The following is a 22,454-nucleotide window of genomic DNA, read 5'->3' on the forward strand; positions in this document are numbered from 1 at the left end:
ACAGTTAGAATTATTGCGGACCAAGTGTCACAATGAGAGCAGCCAAATCTTCATAGTCTGCTTGAGTTAAATCACTTAATGGTGGACGCACAGGACCTGCGTCGTGCCCAACAATTTTGGCACCTGCTTTAATCATGCTTACAGCATAACCAGATTTACGGTCGCGAATTTTTATCAATGGCAAGAAGAAATCTTTAATTAAACGATTAGTTGTTTCAAAGTCATTACTGCGAAGCGCGTTATAAAACTCCATTGCAGTCTTTGGAATAAAGTTAAATACAGCTGATGAATAAACTGGACAACCTAAGGCTTTATATGGCGCTGCAAAAACTTCTGCTGTTGGTAAACCACCTAAATATGACAAACGATCACCCATAGTCTGAGTCACTGCTGTCATCATATCGATTTGACCAGAGCTGTCTTTAAATCCGATTAAGTTCGGGCACATCTCGGCTAATTTTTGGATTGAATCGAGATTTAATCTTGAAACGCTACGATTATAAAAAATTACGCCAAAATCTACTGAGTTACATACTTGTTTGACATGTTCGATCAAACCTTCCTGGCTTGCTTCAGTTAAGTAATGCGGCATTAACAAAATACCGTGTGCACCTAAGCGCTCTGCTTCTTTTGCCTGTTCAATCGCCTGACGTGTCGGACCACCTGCCCCAGCAATAATCGGTACACTACCTTTACAAGTATCGACAGCTGTTTTAATCACGTCAGAGTATTCACTTCCAGTTAACGAGAAAAACTCGCCTGTACCACCCGCAGCAAATAATGCACTTGCACCATAAGGCGCTAACCATTCAAGACGTTTTGCATAAGAAGATTTGTTAAAGTCCCCATTTTGGTCAAAGTCAGTAACCGGAAAAGAAAGAAGGCCATCAGAAACAATGTTTTTTAACTCAAGAGCATCCATTAGAAAATATCCATACATGTTTATGTTGTCAGACATCTTACATCATAAATTTTATTTTAATCAATATATTTTTCCTCTGAAAAATTAAATTTTTTAAAAAGATCAAAGTTCATTATCTAAAATAATTTAACCTATTGTTTTATAAAACATCTTTAAAAACTCTCAATATTAGGACTAATCGTTAGACATAAAAAAAGCTGCCCATATGGACAGCAAAGCATTAAGAAAACTCAAAAAGCGAATTTTTCAAAGATATCGGTAAAACATTAACGAACCAAACACGGCTTTTTATTATTAAATGACCAATTTGGTATTAAAAATTGCATCGCATCGGCATCATTACGAGCCCCTAAACCTTTTAATTTATACAGTTCATGGGCTTGATTAATTCTATCCCAGTCCAGCTCAACCCCAAGTCCCGGTGCTGTTGGCACCTGAATTTTACCGTCTTTAATTTCAAGCGGTGCTTTAGTGAGCTGATCTGTACCTTCTTGCCAAATCCAGTGCGTATCAATTGCCGTTACCTTACCTACCGCAGCGGCAGCAACATGGGTAAACATGGCAAGTGAAATATCAAAGTGATTATTAGAATGCGAACCCCACGTTAAGTTATACATATTGCAGAGCTGTGAAACTCGAACCGAACCTTCCAATGTCCAAAAATGTGGATCAGCCAAAGGAATATCAACAGCTTGCAATTGAATACTATGCGACATTTCTCGCCAGTCCGTAGCAATCATATTGGTCGCAGTGGGTAAGCCTGTTGCACGTTTAAACTCGGCCATAATTTCACGGCTTGAATAACCTTGTTCTGCACCACACGGGTCTTCCGCATAGGCCAGCACACCTTTTAAATGTTTACCTAAAGCAATTGCTTCATCTAAAAACCATGCTCCGTTTGGATCAAGTGTCACACGCGCATCCGGGAAACGGCGCGCGATTGCTGTAACAGCTTCAGCTTCTTGTTCGCCCTGTAATACACCACCTTTTAACTTAAAGTCTTTAAAACCATAACGGTCATAAGATGCTTCTGCTAAACGCTGTACTGCCTCGGGTGTTAACGCTTTTTCATGACGGACTTTATACCAGTCATGGTTATGCTTAGGTGTAGTCGCATAGTCTAATGAAGTCTGTTTTCGGTCACCGATAAAGAATAAATATCCTAAAACTTCAACTTCACTACGTTGCTGGCCTTCACCTAGTAAGCTTGCGACATTCACATTTAAATGCTTGCCAAGCAAATCCAGTAATGCTGACTCATAAGCCGTTACAACATGAATTGTGGTACGTAAATCAAAGGTTTGATTGCCTCGACCACCACTGTCACGATCAGCAAAAGTTTGCTGAATTTTTTTAAGTAGATTTTTATATTCGCCAATCGGCTGCCCTTCTACCAAGGCTTTAGCATCATTTAATGTCGCTAAAATTTTTTCTCCACCCGGAATTTCACCTACACCAATATTTCCAGAGTTATCTTCGATAATAAGTATGTTACGAGTGAAATAAGGTCCATGAGCACCACTCAAATTGAGCAGCATGCTGTCATGTCCAGCAACAGGAATTACTCGAATTGATTTAACGATAGGTGTAGAGGTCGCCATTAAAATACTCCTTGGCATTCTGATACTATTTTTTCATTACCAAAACTTATAAGACATCAGACAACTTGTCAATATAAACCCGCATAAAAATTATTTTTCGACCCTACTTGCCAAAATAATATTTTTAATCATATGATGTCATACATCTAAAGACGCGGTTTTAGAACTAGGACTATAGAGTAGATACAAAATTCCGTTTTCTCATCTATTCTATCGATGAATTTGACATGACGTCACCTATTTCACGGATATGCAAATAGGTCGATTATTAAAAAGAGTTTGTATATGGATAATCTGCAAACAAATATTGCTGTAGTGACTCAGCAAAGAGCCAAACATACAAAAACTCGCTACTACATTCTTGCGATGATTTTTTTGGTCACGGCTTTTAATTACGGTGATCGTGCAACCCTTTCAATGGCTGCAACGCCAATGTCTCATGAGCTGGGAATCGACTCAGTCACCATGGGTTATATTTTCTCGGCCTTTGCATGGGCCTATGTAATTGGTCAAATTCCAGGTGGTTGGCTACTCGATAAGTTTGGTGCTCGCCGTGTATATTTCTGGAGTCTGTTTTTATGGTCTTTATTCACGGTTTTAATCGGTTTTACCGACATTTTAGGTGATACTGCGACCATCATTACTTCACTCTTTGTACTCAGATTTTTAGTTGGTTTGTCTGAGTCGCCTGCTTTTCCGGGTAACAGTAAAATTGCTGCCGCATGGTTTCCAACCAAAGAACGTGGAACTGCCGCTGCCATTTTTAACTCATCCTCTTATTTCTCAACCGTACTTTTTGCTCCCCTAATGGGTTGGCTTGTTGCAACCGTCCACTGGCAGTCTATTTTCTGGGTCATGGGTGGTCTTGGAATCATTCTTTCCTTTATCTGGCTTAAGGTCATTTATAGCCCAACCAATCATCCAACAGTAAATCCCGAAGAAGTAAAATATATTGCTTCAGAAGGTGCTTTACTCGACATGGGTGAAAATAGCCAAAATAGTAAAAAAGAGAAAATTACTTGGAGTAAAGTTAAACAATTGCTTGCTTCACGTATGATGCTCGGTATTTTTATTGGGCAATATTGTGTAAATACACTGACCTATTTTTTCTTGACTTGGTTCCCTGTTTACCTTGTCAAAGAAAGACATCTCAGCATTTTAGAGGCTGGTTTTGCAGCAGTTGCACCTGCACTCTGCGGCTTTGTAGGTGGAATTTTAGGTGGCTTGATTTCAGATAAGTTAATTCGAATGAATTACAGCTTAAGCTTTTCAAGAAAGCTACCTATCGTAGTCGGATTCTTGGTTTCAACCTCAATCATTATGTGTAATTACGTCGACTCTCAAGCAGCAATTGTATTCTTTATGTCCTTATCTTTCTTTGGGAAAGGCATCGGCTCTTTAGGTTGGGCAGTCATGTCTGATGTTGCACCAAAAGAAATGGTGGGCTTATCAGGAGGAATGATGAATGCGTTTGGTAATACGGCAGGAATCGTGACCCCAATTGTGATCGGCTATATCTTAGCAAGTACTGGTTCTTTCAACCTTGCATTGACTTATGTCGGTGTGCATGCGATTGCAGCAGTGATTTGCTATACCGCTATTGTCGGCAAAATCCAGCGCTTCGAGTTAAAACCTACCTCTTAAAACTTTAAGTCATAACGCTTAACTAACTTAAGCGTTATGACCTCTCTTCAAATGTATACAAGGAATGATCATGCTGAAGCCTCTCCTCATAAGAATTAGTCCTCTTGATAATGTAGCCATTGTAGTGAATGACGGCGGTTTACCACCTTCTACACATATTGAAGAATACCAACTCACCTTGGTTGATCATGTGCCGCAGGGACATAAAGTTTTATTAAAGTCATTAAAGCAAGGTGAAGCAATTGTTCGTTATGGGGAAATTATTGGTTATGCAAATAAAGATTTATCCGCAGGTTCATGGGTAAATGAAGCCGTTACCCAAATGCCTAAGGCACCTGAGCTAGATGATCTTGAGTTAGCAACTCGTCCTGATCCAAAGCTTCCAACCTTGAGCGGATATACATTTAAAGGTTATAAAAATAAAGATGGCAGTGTCGGCACAAAGAATATTTTAGGTATTACAACCAGTGTTAACTGTGTTGAAGGTATTGTCGATTATGTCGTTAAAATTATTGAACGTGATTTACTTCCTAAATATTCAAATGTAGATGGTGTAGTCGGATTAAATCATTTATATGGTTGTGGCGTGGCAATCGATGCACCCGCTGCAATTGTTCCTATTCGTACAATTCATAATCTTGCACTCAACCCTAATTTTGGTGGAGAAATTATGGTTGTGAGTCTGGGCTGTGAAAAAATGCAACCCGAACGTCTTCTAAACATTCCTAAAGAAAACAAATATATTCCCCTAGCAAACGAAGATATTATTCAATTGCAAGATGAACGCCACAACGGTTTTGAAAGTATGGTCAACCATATTTTATCCGTGGCGGAACAACACCTTGAAAAGCTTAATCAACGTACTCGAGAAGAAGTCCCAGCTTCTCATTTAGTTGTAGGCATGCAATGTGGTGGGAGTGATGCATTTTCGGGAGTTACCTCTAACCCTGCCGTTGGTTTCGCAGCTGACCTGATTGTGCAATGTGGCGGTACAGTCATGTTTTCGGAAGTTACAGAAGTCCGCGATGGCATTCACCTACTTACTCCACGTGCAGCAAATGAACAAGTTGCCAAAGATTTAATTCGAGAAATGAAATGGTACGATGACTACTTAGCAGCAGGCCAAGTGGACCGAAGTGCCAATACCACACCCGGCAATAAAAAAGGTGGACTGAATAACATTGTAGAAAAAGCGATGGGATCGATCGCCAAATCGGGCCGCTCACCTATTGTAGAAGTTCTCGCACCGGGTCAAAGACCAACTAAAAAAGGATTAATTTTTGCGGCAACGCCATCAAGTGACTTTATCTGTGGTACGCAGCAAATGGCATCGGGTATTACCGTTCAAGTATTTACCACAGGCCGCGGTACACCCTATGGGTTGGCAGCCGTACCTGTCATTAAAATGGCAAGCCGAAACAATATTGCAAACCGTTGGTATGACCTAATTGATATCAGTGCTGGCGATATTGCGATTGGGAAGAAAACTATTGAAGGAGTGGGCTGGGAACTTTTTGAAATGATTTTACGCGTGGCTAGTGGTGAGCAGCAAACGTGGTCGGACCGTTGGGGTATTCATAACTCACTCGCTGTATTTAACCCTGCACCAGTGACCTAATAAGGTTTAGAAGATGAGGTTATATCACCTCATCTTTCTTATTTCCCCTATTAATTACGACACATTTCACTAAAACTTAACAGCGCTGCTAAAATAACATCGAAAATTAAGAACTGTATTTCTCTATGCAAAATCAAACTGCTTCAAACCTCCCCTCTACACAACTTGGAAAAGCACTGCTTTGTCTTATGACGTCGGCATTATTGTTTTCCATTATGGGAGTGTGCATTCGTTTTGCTTCACAAACGGTGGACAATGCGACCGTCGTGTTTTTTAGAAATGCAGTAGGTTTATTTATTTTTATTCCGATGCTCTTTAAACAGGGGCTAGATTTTATTAAAACCGATAAACTCTGGATGCATACTTGGCGAAGCATTGTCGGGCTAGCCGCTATGTATGGTTTTTTCTATGCCATTGCGAACTTAAAACTATCGAACGCCATGGTTTTTAGTTATTCATCTCCTATCTTTATTCCACTGATTGCATGGCTTTTCTTAAAAGAAAAAATTACCAAGTCTATGATTTTTGCCGCTGTGATTGGGCTCATTGGAGTTTTATTTGTCGCTAAACCCGATCAAGGTCTATTTAACGCATTATCTTTTATTGGCTTGGGTGCATGCTTTTTATCAGCAATGGCCTTTGTCACCGTAAGAGCTTTAACCAGTACAGAGCCACCTGAACGTATCGTTTTTTACTTCTGTGTTTTTGGTAGTTTAATTTCCTCTATTCCGATGTTTTGGCATTGGCGTATTTTCACTTGGCATGAATTAGCATTACTCATTGCCGCAGGACTTTTAGCTAATATTAGTCAACTGTTTATGTCTTATGCCTACAGCTTAGCGCCGGCAGGACAAATTGGCCCAATGAATTACATTGCTATTATTTTTGCAGGAATTTGGGGATTTGTTTTTTGGCATGAATTACCGGATCTATTCAGTATTATCGGCATATTTATTATTTTATTTGCGATTTTGCTCTGTAATCCATTTTTGCAGAAAAAGCTACTTTCTCGATTTAAATAACAGACAAACTTTAACCTAATTTAGGTACTGTATTCGATACTCATTTGGTGAAATGCCTGTCCAATGGCGATAGGCTTTTCTAAAATTAGAAGTATCTGAAAAGCCAATTCTTTCGGCAATTTCATCTACGGTTAAAGTTGTTTCTCGCAAATATTCATCCGCAAGACGGCGCCGAGTCTCATCTAACAACTCTTGGTAAGTCAAATTAAACCCTGCCAAGCGTCGATGTAAGGTCCTCTTTGACATATGTAAGCGTTCGGCCATTTCTTGAGCCGATGGAAAAAGCCCTGTTCCATCCAATAATATTAGACGGATTGTTTTCACCAACTCAGGCTCCTCAAGTTCAGCAGCACCTAGCATCCGCTCACAAAACGATTTACACATATCAGCGGTAATCGGGTTGGCATTTGGGCAAGGTACATCGAGCCACTTTAAATCAAAGTGCCATTGCATCACCCCAGCATTAAACTGAACGGGACAATGAAAAACTTTTTCATATTCTTCTGCATAGTCAGGCGCTGGGTATGGTAATAAAAGCTTCTTCGCTTGAAATGGTCCTTCAAGCACTCGTTCAATTAAAGTTTGCATAGAGCTAAACCAAAACTCGCACACTAAAGGTAAAAGCTTACCAAGTGCAATAATGTCCTGCCCTTCAAAAACGGCAACATCATCTCGAATATAAAATGACTTCTTTAAAATAGGCCCTGCAAGCTTAATGTGTCGAATACCAAGCTCTACCGCTTGTCTAAAATTACGCGAAGAATATAGTGCGTAGCCATACACCCCAAAATCTGACAACCGCTGCTTTTGTCCTGCGCGTAGTCCAATTAAAGGATCGTGAGATAGTTTTTGAATATTTTGAAATAGCTGAATTTTTTGGACTTGGGAAATATATAAAGAGGATTGATTCATAGCATCTGGCGAAATATTTGTGCCAGATAAAACATCGGATATTGAATGGCCTTGCGACCCCACTTCATCAAATAAACTGGTTAAACCCAGCAAATATGTATTGGCACCTAAGAGTGTATTATCATAATTTCCTTCGATAACACTATTCGCATTTTTATAAAGATTTTTAGGCATTTAAATCACACCATCCCTAGAGTGACGTGCATAATGGCACTAAACTACCTCTTGTTGTCTCAATTTAACATCGACCATACGACACTTCAAGCATAAAGTATGATAAGCAAAAGTATGGAAGGAACAATAATGGAAAGCTCCACTTTAAAAGAATATAGCGGCTCTGCCACTGAACATATGGAACTTATTTTTTCCAAACAACATGCCAATTTTGAGGCAGACCCCTATCCAAGTCTTGAAGCACGCCGCACAAAACTGCATCAACTTAAAAAACAAATTATCCGTTATCAAGATGCTTTAGCTGCTGCGATTAATTCCGATTTTAGTTCTAGATCGGTAGATGAATCTAAACTACTAGATTTGCTTGGTTCTGTGTTAGAGGCTGATCATGCGATTCATCATTTACGCCGCTGGATGCGTCCAAGTAAACGCCGTACCGAGCTTTTATTTTTATCAAACCGTTTAAGTGTGCAATACCAACCTAAAGGTGTGGTTGGTGTGATTGTACCTTGGAATTTCCCAGTTTATTTAGCACTTGGCCCACTCATTGCCGCATTAGCTGCAGGCAACCGAGTCATGATTAAACTCCCTGAAATTACACCAAATACCAATGCCATGCTAAGACGCATGCTTGCCGAAGTCTTTAACGAAGATGAAGTAGCCGTGTTTGGTGAAGAAATTACAGACCCAGCAAGATTTACCTCTTTGCCATTTAACCATATTGTATTTACAGGTTCTCCTGCCATTGGCAAAGTCGTCATGCGAGCTGCTGCTGAAAATCTAACACCTGTTACACTTGAGTTAGGTGGCAAATCACCGGCCATTGTGAGCCGTAATTACCCACTTGCCGATGCGGCAAAACGTATTACCCATGGCAAAGCAACTAATAGTGGTCAAATCTGTGTAGCGCCTGACTACGCGTTGGTTCCCAAAGAAAGTATTGATGAATTTGTTGAAGCTGCGAAATCAAGCTTTATAAAAATGTTTGGTCAAAACATTGAAAATAATGAGAATTACACATCCATTGTGAACGGCCGCCATTTAAAACGTATTCAAGATATTTTGACCGATGCGCAAGAAAAAGGTGCCCTTATTATTCCTTGCGATACTTATAGCTTTGACCAACAAGGTCGCAGGATGCCTGTGCACATTGTGCTGAATTGCACGCCAGACATGCGAATTATGAAAGAAGAACTCTTTGGCCCTATTTTACCTGTGGTGGCTTATGATTCTTTAGATGATGCGATTACCTATGTGAAATCGGACGAACGGCCTTTAGCCCTTTATTGCTTTACGCATAGTTCAATAGAACGTGATCGTATTTTGCGTGAGACTCATTCGGGTGGTGTGACCATCAATGATTGGGGTTGGCATGTAGTTAACCATGATGCTCCTTTCGGTGGTATCGGCAACTCAGGCATGGGGTCATATCATGGTGAGGAAGGTTTCCGCGAACTTTCACATGCTAAAACAGTTTTTATTCGTCATCGGTTTTTCCCGACTCAGCTTTTCCACCCTCCTTATGGAACATTCCTTCAAAAATTAGCGATTCGCTTTTTCTTGAAAAAAGGCGATCCAAGTATTAAATAAAGAATATAAAAGAAAGCCTCGTAATGAGGCTTTTTTTAGTAGATTTTCATTGATCAACAATTAATATAAATATTTATCACACTATTTATATATCAAGTCATTCATATATTGAACTAATTTATTCTAAAAAATAATAAAAATTTACTATCTAAAATTACTGGCCTACAGTCACCTTAGTAAAACATGCCCCTGTAAGATGATTTGTCTCATAAATATCCTTTATATTCTGACTTACAATGATAGTAGCATTTTCTTTATCAATTCGAAAAAAATCAGCATTCTCAGTTTTTTCGGCATCAATAATTAACTTAAAGAATGCCCTATAGTGCCCCGCAAGATCGGGCCTTACAGGATCGTTTTCAATAAACTTTTGGAAATCAGAATTAGTTTCATCTACACAATCATATCGCAAGGGATCTATTAAGAGATAAAACTGCTGAGATAATTGCTTATTAAACTCTAATGGAACAACCATACAATCAGTAAGCCTATATTCCTCTAATAAAAGCTTGAATCTATGGCTAATGACACAAAAACCATAAAAGGTTGTAGTAAAATCGACCTCTTGGTTTCCACTATCAATAATAGCAATATATTTCTTTCCCTTATTGACACTATTTTCTAACAAAAACTCATCCCAATCTATCTGAGCTCTAGGATTATCGAATCCTACAATCTCAGTAATAAAATATTGATGAGGAAACTCATAGAAATCAGCTTTCATTTCATAGTAAGTCATTACATCATCCTATTTTTTAGTTAGCCATTTATTAACTTGTGATCCAGATACTAAAGCTTCTGATTTTATTCTGGATAATGTTGCTATCACTGCATTTCGGTATTCTGCTGTATTAGCTTGTTTTCCACTTACAGCTAATCTTAATTCTTTCTCAACATAAGCATGATATTCTTTCGGATGAGGACCTTTATGGTCAGCTAATGCCACTAAATTTTCAACAGATTTATTAATATCCAAGCTAGCACCGTCGAAATATTTTTGAAATTGTGGTGTCCAAGGTCCCCCTCTCGCTGTACTCAAACAATTTTTGTTCGTACAAATATGATGTATAGGGCCAGGATCTTTAAGTTGGATTATGTGCTTATCTTTCATTGCTAAAGCAACATCTTTACCAGCTTTAATATCAATACCTACAGCCAAATCTACAGCAGCAGATATTTTCTCAAACCATGTGGAAGTCGGACTAACCAAAGTTTTTATATTATTAGCAACATCTACTATTTCCTGCACGCCAGCATCTTTAAACATTTTTGTAACATCATTTGGCTCTAAAGGCTTATTGCTAGGCCATTTTTTTATTTGATCTAATACTTTTTTAGCAATCTTAGCACCAGAAGTTGCTAATTTAGGTAATGAGTTATTGGAAATAGCAGTATCTGCACTATTTGCAGCTGTATTAACATCATAACCAGCATAAGCAGATATCGAACCAGCAACTATCTTACTTACTCCTTTTATTCTATTAATTTCATTATCATCTAAATCTAATGCAGTTTTCCCATAGGGGATCATAAGTTCAGCGATAATTTCACCTACACCTGCTCCAATTGCGCCAGCTTCACAGCTTTGTTTAGTTGCTGCAGCTACAGCACATCCAGCGGCTGCATGAGCAATCTTATGAATTGTATATTGTAATACTGTTGGATCCGCCTTATATAAACTATCTCCAATTTGACTTGCTAACTCACCTTGTAAAGCTCCCGCAAGTCCTGCAAGTAAAGCAACTTTAAGATTTTCTTCTAAATCACCTCCTTTAATAGCTGTTTGTACAAGAGTTGATCCTACTGAGGTTGTAAAATTATTTATTAATCTATCTGATAAAACAGTACTATCTGGCTTTAAATTTAGAGCTGTACTAACTTGACTTAATAAACCAGCGGTCACAACTGAAGCCGCCAAATTCTTAACTGAGTCTTTACTTCCTAACTCTTTAAGTGTTTTTCCTATATTACCACCATTATTGATTAAACTCACACTTGCTTGAGTAGCTAAAGATGTTAATGCCGCTTGTGTCATAGCAATAGCAGATCCACCTAAAGTAGCCGCAGATCCACCTAAAGCACCTACTACTGCCGCTCCAGCTCCTGCAGTAACCATTGTTACTACAATTGCAATAATTGCAGCCCCTGCACCTGTTAAACCTTGTGATTTATAGTCCCAATCTTTTTGTGTTAATAATACTATTTGCCAATCTACATCTTTTCGATTAACAAACTCTTTTAAATATTCATTTCCTGGTTGCTTAGCTAAATTAAGAATCGCATCACGTAGCTCTACCTTATTAGTATCTTTTTCACTAATTGGAACTTGTACACTTAAACCACCTGCAGCTTTAAAAGTAGGTAAAACTGGACCGTTAAAACTTGGTAACTGAGCAGTTTCAGTAATTGAGCCTTTATCCTGCATAGCCTGCCAAGCTAATGAGCTTTTTTCTTTTTTTACAAGATCTGTAATAGATGTCTTAGCGGCTATTAACTCAAGTGTTCCTCCAGTTTCAATCGTTGCACCTTTTAAATAATCAAACTCTGTTCCAACAAGCTTCGTCTTATCAACCGCTTGCGTATTAATATAATCTGCTTTTAAAGTTGCAGGTAATTCACTAATTTGAGTTCTTGTTGTATTAGTAGTAGTTTTTGATGAGCCCAAAAGTGAGATAAGTTTAGAATATGAGGTTTTCTTTGTAACATCCACTGTACTGCTAGAAGATTCTTCCACAGTGTAAAAGTTAAGATTTCCCCCAGATTTAATCGAAATTGTTCCACCATCAGCAGTAAAGCGCCCAGAATAAATATCAATATTATTATCTGGAGTTTGAGCAGCTACTGATGGATCTAGTTTTTTCGTTTCAATAGAAATATTCTTTGCAGAAATATCAACTGAAGCTGCATTTGTGTCATTATTTTCAGAAACAGTCGTAATATACTTTTTCTTTAAACCACCCCATGATTTTTTCTTTTCAGTCGTAGTGGTCAGATCATAGCTTTGCTCAATAGCTGCATCAAATAAAATACTTTTATTTGATTCTATTTTCACGTCACCATTTTTTGAAGTAATACCGGTAGCTTGTAAAACTAAATTATCATCTTTAGTTTTACCTACTGTTCTTATGTTAACCCCTTTATCACCATTAATAATGGTAGGGCTAACTAATGTTCTAAAGCTATAATTCCCTTCACTTTCAGTACCTTTCTCATAAAAATCTGTATGACCATCAATAATGATACTTGCATTTAATGATTTTGGTGGCTGATTAGCCCCACTATTAATTGAAGATTTATACTGTTCGGCTAAAACACCATTTGCTTCTAAATTAACTTGTCCCGATTGAGCCGAAATATTTCCTCCACTAATAGATAAGCCTTTAGCAGAAGTAACATTTATATTTCCTGATTTTGAATTTAATTTAGTTTCAGAGTGCTCAGAACCACTAACATTAGAATCAAAATAAATAAAATAATTATTCCTCTCATCCAATAAATTATTTAACTTATTTTCTTGATCAATAATATCTTTAAATTTATTTCTTATATCTTCTCTTTCTTCTTCCAATTTTTTTAGTTGATCAGAAAGCGCCCTTTTTTTTGAATGAAGATCGTCACTTACGGCTCTTTCCCATTCTTTTCTTTTACTATTAATTGAATTATTAATATTATCAATACTATTTTTATACAACTTAAAGTTTTCAGTATCTTTAAATTTTTGTATTATATTATTAATATTCTCCAATTCCTTCTTTGAATACTCTAACTTACTAATACTTATTTTATTTGTAATATTATTTTTCAATCCATCAATTAGTACATCATCTTTACTAGAAACGATCTTAATATCTTTTTGTGCAGTTAACTGTGAACCTTGAATATCAACTTTAGCACCTTCTAAATTGATACCGCCATTTGCTGTATCCAACTTAACAAATTGTTCCGATCCATTACCAGTTGTTCCTCCATAGCCTTTTAAAGTTAAAGTGCCAGTTTTAGAAACAAGTTCAATATCACCCACTGCTTTTAAACTATAAACTTTAGGATCAATCGTTAAATTAGAATTGGTCTGGATAGTTAGGTCACCATTCAGGCTGTTTAACTTTGTATCATTCTTGAGTAAATCACTTCCGACTGCATTTAAGTTCAATCCAGTTTGGCCTAAAATAAATCCGCCCGCTTCTAATAAAACAGCTCCACCTGTTAAATTTGTATTTTGTAATACTTGGTTTCCTGTAGCCGTTACAGAGGTTACCCCTTTAGACGTTAAGTTTGTTACTTTATCCGCAATCCATTTGGTCGCTGGCGTATACTCAGCATTGCTATAAACCGTACGGCCAGAGCTTACCGCCAGATGCTGGTCTGATGTAGCATTTACACCCTGTAAAGTCAGTAAATCTTTTGCATAGAGTTCAGTATTACCTTTTGACGTTAATACGCTATCGATAATTGTACTCATGCCTGCTCTACTATTGATCGCAAGTTTACCAACCGTTGAGCTGAGGTCTGTATTTTGGATTTTAATATCAGATTTGCTATTTTCTATCGAAACTGTTTGTCCCTTTAGAACATTATTTACCGTTTTAAATCGGCCCGTATCCCCAGTAACAACTACATCGGTATTAGCCTTTAGATTGATTCCATTATTACTCGAAACTAATATATCGCCCTGATTCGCATTAACTTGTACTGACTGTAAGTTAACGGTGCCATCACCAATCGAGCCAAGTGTTACACCTTTTAAACCACTAATAACGGATTGATCAGTTGTTAATTCATCTTTATCAGCCGAAGGCATCGCCTTGGTTGTTTGGGTCGAGTTTAAATTCAGATTTTTATTCGCGAGTATAGAAATCTTTCCAGCCGAAGATGTGGCCTTTAAGCTATTTGCAGTAACTCCACCAGCAAGTGCGGTTAGATTAATATCACCTTGAGCCTTGAGTGCCTGACTTAAAACAAGATCAGCAATTTCAGAACTGACATCAATATTCTTTTGTGAAGTCAGTGCACTATTGAGTGTTATTTGATTGGCATGGAGTTGAATGCTGTCTTTATTCGAGATTTCTTTTGCTGTAACGGTTAAATTATTGGCTGCATCCAGCTGAACCATGCCTGTAATCAGCGGAAGTGCCTTGTCAGCATTGTTCCAGACCAGATCACGTCCACTGTAGGCTTTAATGTTTTTAACACGTGTTGCAGCATTTTCAAGTGAAAATCCAAGATTCTTTAGATTTAAATCTCCGGAACTATACAGGTTGAGATCTTTACCTGCATAAATCGTCCCACCTTGGAGATCAATCAGGTTTTGGGTATTAGCCGAATTGGCTTGTAGGTTGATTGAACCTAATGATGCCTGTATATGGTTCTCAGTAAGTGATAACTTACCATTACTTAAAACATTTAAATCTTTGGCAGCAATCAGTTTTGCGCCTTTGGCTGCAACCAAGTCTTTTTGTACTTGTATGGTTGCTGTACCACGGTTACTTTTGAGTTCTGACCCAGCGGCAAGATTGATATTCGCTGCATCAATATAGACATCTCCACCTTGTGAGTCATCCATAATGCGGGTATCAGCAGCCAGATTGATATTACCTTTGGCATTAACGATTAAAGGTGAAGATGCTAGGCTGCCGTTATTAATAATAATTTCTTTAGCATTTACATTCAGGTTATTACCCGAATCGATATTTAACATGCTATTACTATTAATACTGCCTGATGAGTTGATGTCGGCAGCTGCACCAGTACCCGTTGTTTGTATATTCACTAAACCTTGGGTTTTACTGGTCGAACTGATTGTGCCGCTGTGCTCAATTTTTCCGGCACTGGTAATCACCAGATTGTTAACTGCCTGAATAGTACCTGCGTTCGTCACGCCCAAACCTTTTTCAGTTCCCATCAAGTAAATATTATTGGCATACATTCCACCCAGTGCTTTAACATCTACCGCCAATGTCGGTGCGGTTCCAGTACCAGTTTTAGCAGTAACATCCTGTAAATCTGCACTGACATTATTCGCCCCGGCAATGACCTGAATATCATTTTTGGCACGTAGTTCAGCACTAAGCTCTAATGCACGGGCATAGAGATCTACATAATTTGCATCGTTATTATTTCCGCCTAGTCCAAATTTAGAATTAGGGTTTGCTGAAACCGTAATTTTTCCCTGGTCAACCGTAAATTGCTTGATACTGCCATCAGCATTTAGCTGAGGTTTACCTGTGGTAAAAATTGCCTTATTGGCATTAATAAAGCCACCACCTTTAATATTAATACCAGACGGGTTGGCAATAATCACATCTGCCATTTGCCCTGCAACTTCCAAGTTCCCTTCAAAGCGTGAAGCGGCTGATGAATTTACTTCATTTAAAATAACTCGCGCTTCACCTGTGGCTAAAAACGGGTTGGCTGCAACGTTTCCTACTGTTTGTGTCGTAGCCCCTTGGCGGCTGTTATTCAGGACGGCACCTTCAGCCAGTACATCAAACTGTTTATAAATATTATGGGATATCCCATTTTTGGGAGTTTGAATATTAACGACAGGAACAACTGTACCAGCCGAGTTCTTACCAGCACCAATCACTGCTCTATTCGCAGCATTTGCGGCACTATCCGCCACAATACCCGCATAGACAGGTGCTAAAGGCATCCACAAACTTATACTGGCAACCAATGCTTTCACTTGCCAGAGTTCATGAAATGCCTGAGATTCAGTGTTATCAATATTGCTCTGGCTACTTGCTTCACTTTGGCCTGATGCCTTGGTTTGGCTTCGTACATTTTCGGCCACCGCCACAAACATTTGACGTGCTTTGCTATAAATAATGCGATAACTATTCTTGTTCATGAATGAAGTCTTTTCTAAAGTAAATTAATAAGAAAGGTTGATACTAAAACCGGTAACCCAGTCTTTTTTTATGCTGTCAGGTGCAATCAGCCCCCGACCTGTAAAGGCATCCAGATAAAAACTATTTTGATAGGTGCGTAACCCTAAAACACTTCCGAGTAAATAACGCTGACCCGGTATGCTATTACGGCCATTTACCCAGCCCTGATCGACCGCCATGTAAAACTGGGTATTCGGAATTGGTGCATTCAAGCTGATTTCTTGCTGTACATACTGCCCGTTATCTCCGGATAGCATGAGCTCACCATCGAAGCCACGCACGCTATAGCGACCACCAATATAAAAGCGGTCATTGGGTACTAAAATTTTAGGTGCATATTGCCCACGCCAGTTAAGGCGGTACTGGGCAGGTTTATCGAGCAAAAGGAATGGTGTGTTAAAACGTAAATCAGCACTTAAAAGTGGAGCACGGGAGTAACCTTCAACAGGAAGATGTTTTCCTTCAATATTGGTAATATTTTCTTCTGGTGCAGTTCGGGCACCTACCCCCATCCCACGACGGTAATCGATGCTGCCGTCTAATACCGCATTTCCTAAATATTGACGGTGTTGAACTCCTAAATTCCAGCCTGAGGTTCTTCGGTGTAAAACATTAATTTCAATATCGTCAATAAAACTTTGGCTTTCTTTATGATAAAGCTTTCCATACACGCTGGTTTTATGCTGCCCGCTACGGCTAATCACACGAGATAAATTCAGGTTGGTTTGTTGGCTGTTACCATGGTAAAGCAGTGGACCATTCCCCCCTAAGACTGTTTGCTTGTATTGATAGTCATTATAGCTAAGACCTAAATCATAATAACCAACAGGCAACTGATAACTAATGAAATAACTTCGGTTTAAGTCTTCATGAAAGTCATCTAATGAGTGACTCACGTTTAACGATAAAATATCATTTAAATGAAACGGGTTATTGATACCTAGCCCAATATTCCCCATATAGGTACCAGTGTCCTGATTACCCGAGTCATCTACACTTAAATTGAAATTAACTTTTTGTAGGGGTTGAAGTTTGAGTATTAAATCGCTATAGCCCGTTAATTCTTTATCTTGAACACTTGCGGGAGTAATTTGCATATCTACTGCGTAGACACGCTTTAGATTTTCCAGCCCCTGATCGAGCCTTTTTAGATTCACAATATCGCCCGTTTTAAATGGCACCCCAGTCTTAAGCTGTAATGATGAAATTTTTCCTTCTTGTATAACAATCTTATTCAAGCGTCCGATTTGCACACTCAGGTTTAAATTCCCCTGATTTAAGTCTTGCGGACTCACGACAATTTGACTGGTAATAAAACCCTTTTTTAAAAGTTCATTTTGGGCATAGTTCACGATGTTATGTAAACTTTGGGTTCCAATACATTTACCCAAAACATTCTGTGGGTGTTTTTTTATAGCTTTAACCACAAAGTTAAATTGCTGTAGTTCAGACTCAGACTGATCATTTAAAGGGATAAAACTAATTTTTTTAACCACTACGCATGGGCTTTCTTTAACAACTAAATGCTTAAAATCCTGTAATGGCTTGGTGTTTTGGTAAGGAGTTTGCTGAGCAATTTGGTCTTGTAATTGCTGGTTAAGCTCTTTTAAACGTTGATCTTGAAGCACCTGACTGGGCAAAGAAACGTCTTCGATGGCATAGACATATTGGTGGAAACCCGCAAAAAGAATAATAGAAGAAGTTATAAAGTTCTTAGTTAACATCTCATATACAGAATTGTACGTATAATCACATTATTTTACATAAACACAATATATATCTCAATATTTAAGAGCATAAAAAAAGCTAGACACACGCCTAGCTTTAAAAGCATTTCATCTTCTAGATTAAATATAATCAACCTTTTGAGCTTTCAAGATATCAAGCTGCAACATCTTTTTCTTTTTATATTTATAGGCAATAAATAAACCAATAAACCAGATTGGTGAACACTCAAGTGCAATTAAAGTATCATGGTCTAAAGCCAAAATTACGATAGTAAACACTAAAAACAACATGGTCATCCAAGCCATAAATAACCCACCCGGCATTTTATATTTTGACTGGATATGTAGCTCAGGACTTTTCTTACGATAATAAATATAAGAAAGCACAATCAACATAAACGTAAAAATACATAAAATTGAAGTCAGCGCTGAGATAATCGTAAATGCTGTCATGACATTTGGAACAATAAATAAAATAGATGTTCCAACCGTTACACACGCCATTGAAAATACGAGTCCTCTAATTGGAACTTTTCTTTTTGAGAGTTTACTAAAGCTTTTAGGTGCGTCGTTGTCTAAAGCTAAACCGTATAACATACGGCTAGTCGCAAAGATCCCACTATTTGCAGAAGATAAAGCTGAAGTCGCAACAACAAAGTTGATTAAACCTGCCGCAATTGGTAATCCAACCAAAGTAAACATTTCTACAAATGGGCTCTTTTCTGGTGAAACCTTTGCCCAAGATGTGACCGCAATAATACAAACCAACGCGCCGACGTAGAATAATAAAATGCGTAAAGGAATAGAATTAATTGCTTTCGGAAGTGATTTATGCGGATCTTTAGTTTCAGCAGCAGTCGTCCCGACAAGCTCAATACCCACAAACGCAAATATGGCAATTTGAAAACCTGCCAAGAAACCAGTTACGCCATAAGGAAACATCGACTCTGTTTCAAACAAATGGCTCATTGAGGCCTTAACCCCATTTGGAGAAGTGAACCCAGTACCTATTAAATAAATACCAGCCAGAATAAATAGAATAATTGCAGTAATTTTGATGAGTGAGAACCAAAACTCAAGTTCACCGAACAATCGAACGGCCACAAAGTTGAGTATGGTTAAGACGGCCAATGAAGTAAATGCAGGAATCCAAACGGGTAAATCAGGATACCAAAACTGCATGTACCCCCCGATTACAATCACATCTGCAATCGCAGTAATAATCCAGTTACACCAGTAGGACCAACCAAGGAAAAACCCCGCCCACGGACCAAGATAAGCCGTTGCAAAATCGGCGAACGTTTTAAAATTAGTGTTCGCAAGCAACAATTCACCCATTGCCCGCATCACGAAGAAAAAGAAGAAACCAATAATTAAATAGGTTAAAACAATTGAAGTACCCGAAACACTTAATGTTTTCCCGGAACCCATAAATAACCCAGTACCAATTGCACCACCAATTGCGATCATTTGAATATGACGATTTGTCAATGAGCGCTGCAATTTCTCTTCTTCTTGCTCAGTCATATGTTGACTACCAAGAAGATCTCCTTCCAGGAACTGCTTTCCGTTATTCTTACTCATGTAATATTTACTCCAATTTATAGCAACCGTCGTAAATGCTTTAATAATAAACAAATTATATGATTATTAATTTAGTCCATTAAACCATTCTAAAAATATTATTAAATCACTTAAGACCTTATAAATTCCTTTTTAAAAGCTATCACCTATAACAATAAAAATTAATCATAAATCCTTTCCTTCATTATTATATTAACCTGCTCTCCAAAATATAATTTCAATAAACCTTTAAAATATATAAACTAATTAAATATTTTATTGATTTACCTTTTATATAGGAAAACAGGCTAATTAATTCCAGCTCAGCGAGCAAGATTGTATTTATCCATATACCCATCTTGCGCTAGCGATAATATATTATTCCTTCTTAAATTTGGTGAAATGTATAGTAATTTCCGCTTAATTAACAGCCATTCGCAAATATTCAGTGGCTTTGAGTTTATTGACCACTTCTGGACTCGAAACTTGTTTAACATGAACACTTAGCACGCGAACTAAAGAGCCATTTTCGACATTCAATTGTTTTGCCTGTTCTTTTGTTAACTGCAATATGTTCTGATGAGGCTGGCTATACACAAGAATGGCGCGATAATTTTCATAATCATCATTGGCCACAATGTAAGACTCATCCCCTACAGCGATATTTTGAGGCTGTTCGATTTGAACCGTTACAGACTGGCTTTCTTTAATCGCCCGTAAATTTTCGATATCCGCTTGCAGCGTTGCACCACCATCAAAAATATCGATATAGCCTTTATAGCGTAGCCCCTCTTCAAGCAAGAGGTTGTAGGCTGGTCGAGTATTTGGGTGCACAATGCCAATCGCAGCTTTAGCATCGTCAGGTAACATATCGACATAGAGGGGATGTCTTGGCATCAGCTCAGCAATAAAAGCCTTCTGCCCTACACCACTTAAATAATCGGCCTTGGTAAATTCGATATTAAAAAACTTGTGACCTACCGCATTCCAAAATGGTGACTGTCCATTTGCATCAGAGTATCCACGCATTTCAGCAACAATCGTTTCTTCAAAATATTGACGGAATGCTGAGAGAAATAAGAAACGGACTTTAGATAAAAATTTGCCATTTTTATTTAAGCGATAGTCAGGGTCTAAAAATAAAGTACAAAGCTCACTACAGTTGGTATGGTCATTACTCAAATATAAAGTAGGTAAAGCGTTATAAACACTTAAGGGTTCAGATGCATGAACTTGTGTTCCTACATGGAAGTTATACCAAGGCTCTTTTAAGCCAAGTGCGACTTCAATACCGCAAACACCGACAATTTTATTGAGTTCAGTATCTTCTAAAACAAATAAGTAAACCTGATCTGCCTTTGGAAGTTCGCCTGCGACTGTCTTACACGCCCGTTCAATACGAGCAGCAAGTTTTTCCATATTTGGCTGCAAAGATGTCAAACCAAAACCCGCTTTTTGAGCCAACAGGTAAAGGTCATTAACATCTTTAGGTTCGATGTAACGGATAATCATCATGCTGCTTGTTCATCCTTTTGAATTTCTACAAAGCGAGCAAGCGCACGTTCAAAGCGTTTTAGACCTTCATCAATATCAGCAAATGGAATAATTAAAGATGGCGTAAAACGTACAACATTTGGACCAGCAATAAGACTCAGTAAACCTTCTTCGCCCGCAAGGTTATTAATATCTTTTGCTTTACCAGCAAATTTGTCTTTTAAAGCACAACCAATCAATAAACCTTCACCGCGAATCGTCTCAAAGATTTCATACTTTTCATTTAATTGATTTAAAGCTTTTTTATAATAATCATGACGCTCTTTAATGCCTTTCAGAACTTCAGGTGTATTAATAAACTCAAATACTGCACCAGCAACCGCACTTGCTAGCGGGTTACCACCATAAGTCGTACCATGTGTACCGACAGAAAAATGCGGAGCAAACTTATCGGTTGTTAACATTGCACCGACTGGGAAACCGCCACCTAGTGCTTTTGCAGTCGTTAACACATCTGGAATAACACCAGAGTTCATATAGGCATAAAGTGCACCTGTACGGCCTACACCCGTTTGCACTTCATCAAAAATAAGTAAGGCACCGAACTGATCACACAGTGCTCTTAAGCCTTTTAAAAATTCGATGTCAGCAGGAATAACGCCGCCTTCACCTTGGATCGGCTCAACAATAACTGCACAAGTTTGCTCATTAATGGCCGCTTTTGCAGCTTCTAAATCATTAAAGGCAACGTGGTTAATACCATTTGGAAGTGGTGCAAAGTCTTGTGAATATTTAGGTTGACCACCCGCTGAAACGGTAAATAAGGTACGGCCATGGAAAGCATTATTAAATGCCACAATGCCACTTTTGCCAGCAACGCCGCTATCTAAACCAACTTTACGAGCCAGTTTTAAAGCAGCTTCGTTGGCTTCTGCACCTGAGTTGCAGAAGAAAACCTTGTCTGCAAATGTATTATCGGTGAGTTGTTTTGCAAGGCGTAGAACGGGTTCATTTGTATAACCGTTACCTACATGCCAAAGTTTTTTTGCTTGTTCTGTTAAAGCATTCACTGCCACTGGATGTGTATGACCTAATGCGTTTACTGCAATCCCGCCTGCAAAATCGATATATTCTTTATTTTCTTGATCCCAAATACGTGAACCTTCACCACGTACCGGAATGAAATTTGCCGGTGCAAAAACTGGAACCATCCACTCGTTAAAGTCACTACGTGAAACTGCAAAATTATTCATTTTATCTAGTCCATTAAATTAAAATTATGAGGGTTAGCTGATGACCC

Annotated in this window: 13 protein-coding genes; 4 read left to right on the forward strand and 9 right to left on the reverse strand. The window is 38.3% G+C overall.

The window, feature by feature from the left end; translation table 11 throughout:
- Positions 1-10: 10 nt before the first annotated feature.
- Complete coding sequence (gene kdgD, locus RMB06_RS17025) at positions 11-922, reverse strand: 5-dehydro-4-deoxyglucarate dehydratase (protein ID WP_016802994.1); 912 nt, start codon at positions 920-922, stop codon at positions 11-13.
- Between the two features lie 266 nt (positions 923-1,188).
- Complete coding sequence (gene gudD, locus RMB06_RS17030; protein WP_002120503.1) at positions 1,189-2,523, reverse strand: glucarate dehydratase; 1,335 nt, start codon at positions 2,521-2,523, stop codon at positions 1,189-1,191.
- Positions 2,524-2,808: 285 nt separating this feature from the next.
- On the opposite strand from gudD, the gene RMB06_RS17035 reads away from it, so the two are divergent.
- The 3 genes from RMB06_RS17035 to RMB06_RS17045 all read left to right on the forward strand — a co-directional run bounded on the left by RMB06_RS17035 (position 2,809) and on the right by RMB06_RS17045 (position 6,807).
- Positions 2,809-4,167, forward strand: coding sequence for an MFS transporter (locus RMB06_RS17035; RefSeq protein ID WP_002120540.1), 1,359 nt, complete (start codon positions 2,809-2,811; stop codon positions 4,165-4,167).
- A gap of 70 nt (positions 4,168-4,237) precedes the next feature.
- On the forward strand, positions 4,238-5,785 hold the full coding sequence (gene garD, locus RMB06_RS17040; RefSeq protein WP_032042120.1) for a galactarate dehydratase: 1,548 nt from the start codon (positions 4,238-4,240) through the stop codon (positions 5,783-5,785).
- A gap of 125 nt (positions 5,786-5,910) precedes the next feature.
- Complete coding sequence (locus tag RMB06_RS17045; RefSeq protein WP_001181015.1) at positions 5,911-6,807, forward strand: DMT family transporter; 897 nt, start codon at positions 5,911-5,913, stop codon at positions 6,805-6,807.
- Between the two features lie 15 nt (positions 6,808-6,822).
- On the opposite strand, the gene RMB06_RS17050 is transcribed toward RMB06_RS17045, so the two are convergent.
- Entirely contained in the window at positions 6,823-7,893 is a 1,071-nt protein-coding gene (locus RMB06_RS17050; RefSeq protein WP_002120545.1) for an AraC family transcriptional regulator, read from the reverse strand.
- A 129-nt stretch (positions 7,894-8,022) separates the two neighbouring features.
- Here RMB06_RS17050 and RMB06_RS17055 point away from each other — a divergent pair, with 129 nt between their 5' ends.
- Positions 8,023-9,483, forward strand: a complete 1,461-nt coding sequence (locus RMB06_RS17055; protein WP_002120537.1) for a coniferyl aldehyde dehydrogenase — start codon at positions 8,023-8,025, stop codon at positions 9,481-9,483.
- A 154-nt stretch (positions 9,484-9,637) separates the two neighbouring features.
- On the opposite strand, the gene RMB06_RS17060 is transcribed toward RMB06_RS17055, so the two are convergent.
- The 6 genes from RMB06_RS17060 to RMB06_RS17085 form a co-directional block, all read right to left on the reverse strand.
- Positions 9,638-10,222 carry an imm11 family protein gene (locus RMB06_RS17060; RefSeq protein WP_017386404.1) on the reverse strand — a complete coding sequence of 195 codons (585 nt, stop codon included), beginning with the start codon at positions 10,220-10,222 and terminating at the stop codon, positions 9,638-9,640.
- A gap of 9 nt (positions 10,223-10,231) precedes the next feature.
- Positions 10,232-16,330, reverse strand: a complete 6,099-nt coding sequence (locus RMB06_RS17065; protein WP_311080488.1) for a DUF637 domain-containing protein — start codon at positions 16,328-16,330, stop codon at positions 10,232-10,234.
- A gap of 24 nt (positions 16,331-16,354) precedes the next feature.
- Positions 16,355-18,094, reverse strand: coding sequence for a ShlB/FhaC/HecB family hemolysin secretion/activation protein (locus tag RMB06_RS17070; protein ID WP_311080489.1), 1,740 nt, complete (start codon positions 18,092-18,094; stop codon positions 16,355-16,357).
- A gap of 123 nt (positions 18,095-18,217) precedes the next feature.
- Positions 18,218-19,681, reverse strand: a complete 1,464-nt coding sequence (locus tag RMB06_RS17075; RefSeq protein WP_017481360.1) for an amino acid permease — start codon at positions 19,679-19,681, stop codon at positions 18,218-18,220.
- 399 nt (positions 19,682-20,080) lie between these two features.
- Entirely contained in the window at positions 20,081-21,175 is a 1,095-nt protein-coding gene (gene astA, locus RMB06_RS17080; protein ID WP_002120521.1) for an arginine N-succinyltransferase, read from the reverse strand.
- Positions 21,172-22,407 (reverse strand): aspartate aminotransferase family protein, encoded by a 1,236-nt coding sequence (locus RMB06_RS17085; protein ID WP_311080491.1) that lies wholly within the window; start codon positions 22,405-22,407, stop codon positions 21,172-21,174. The genes astA and RMB06_RS17085 overlap by 4 nt, the downstream gene beginning before the upstream one ends.
- Positions 22,408-22,454 lie beyond the last annotated feature (47 nt).

Source organism: Acinetobacter sp. V104_13, assembly GCF_031798995.1.
Classification (GTDB): domain Bacteria; phylum Pseudomonadota; class Gammaproteobacteria; order Pseudomonadales; family Moraxellaceae; genus Acinetobacter; species Acinetobacter pittii.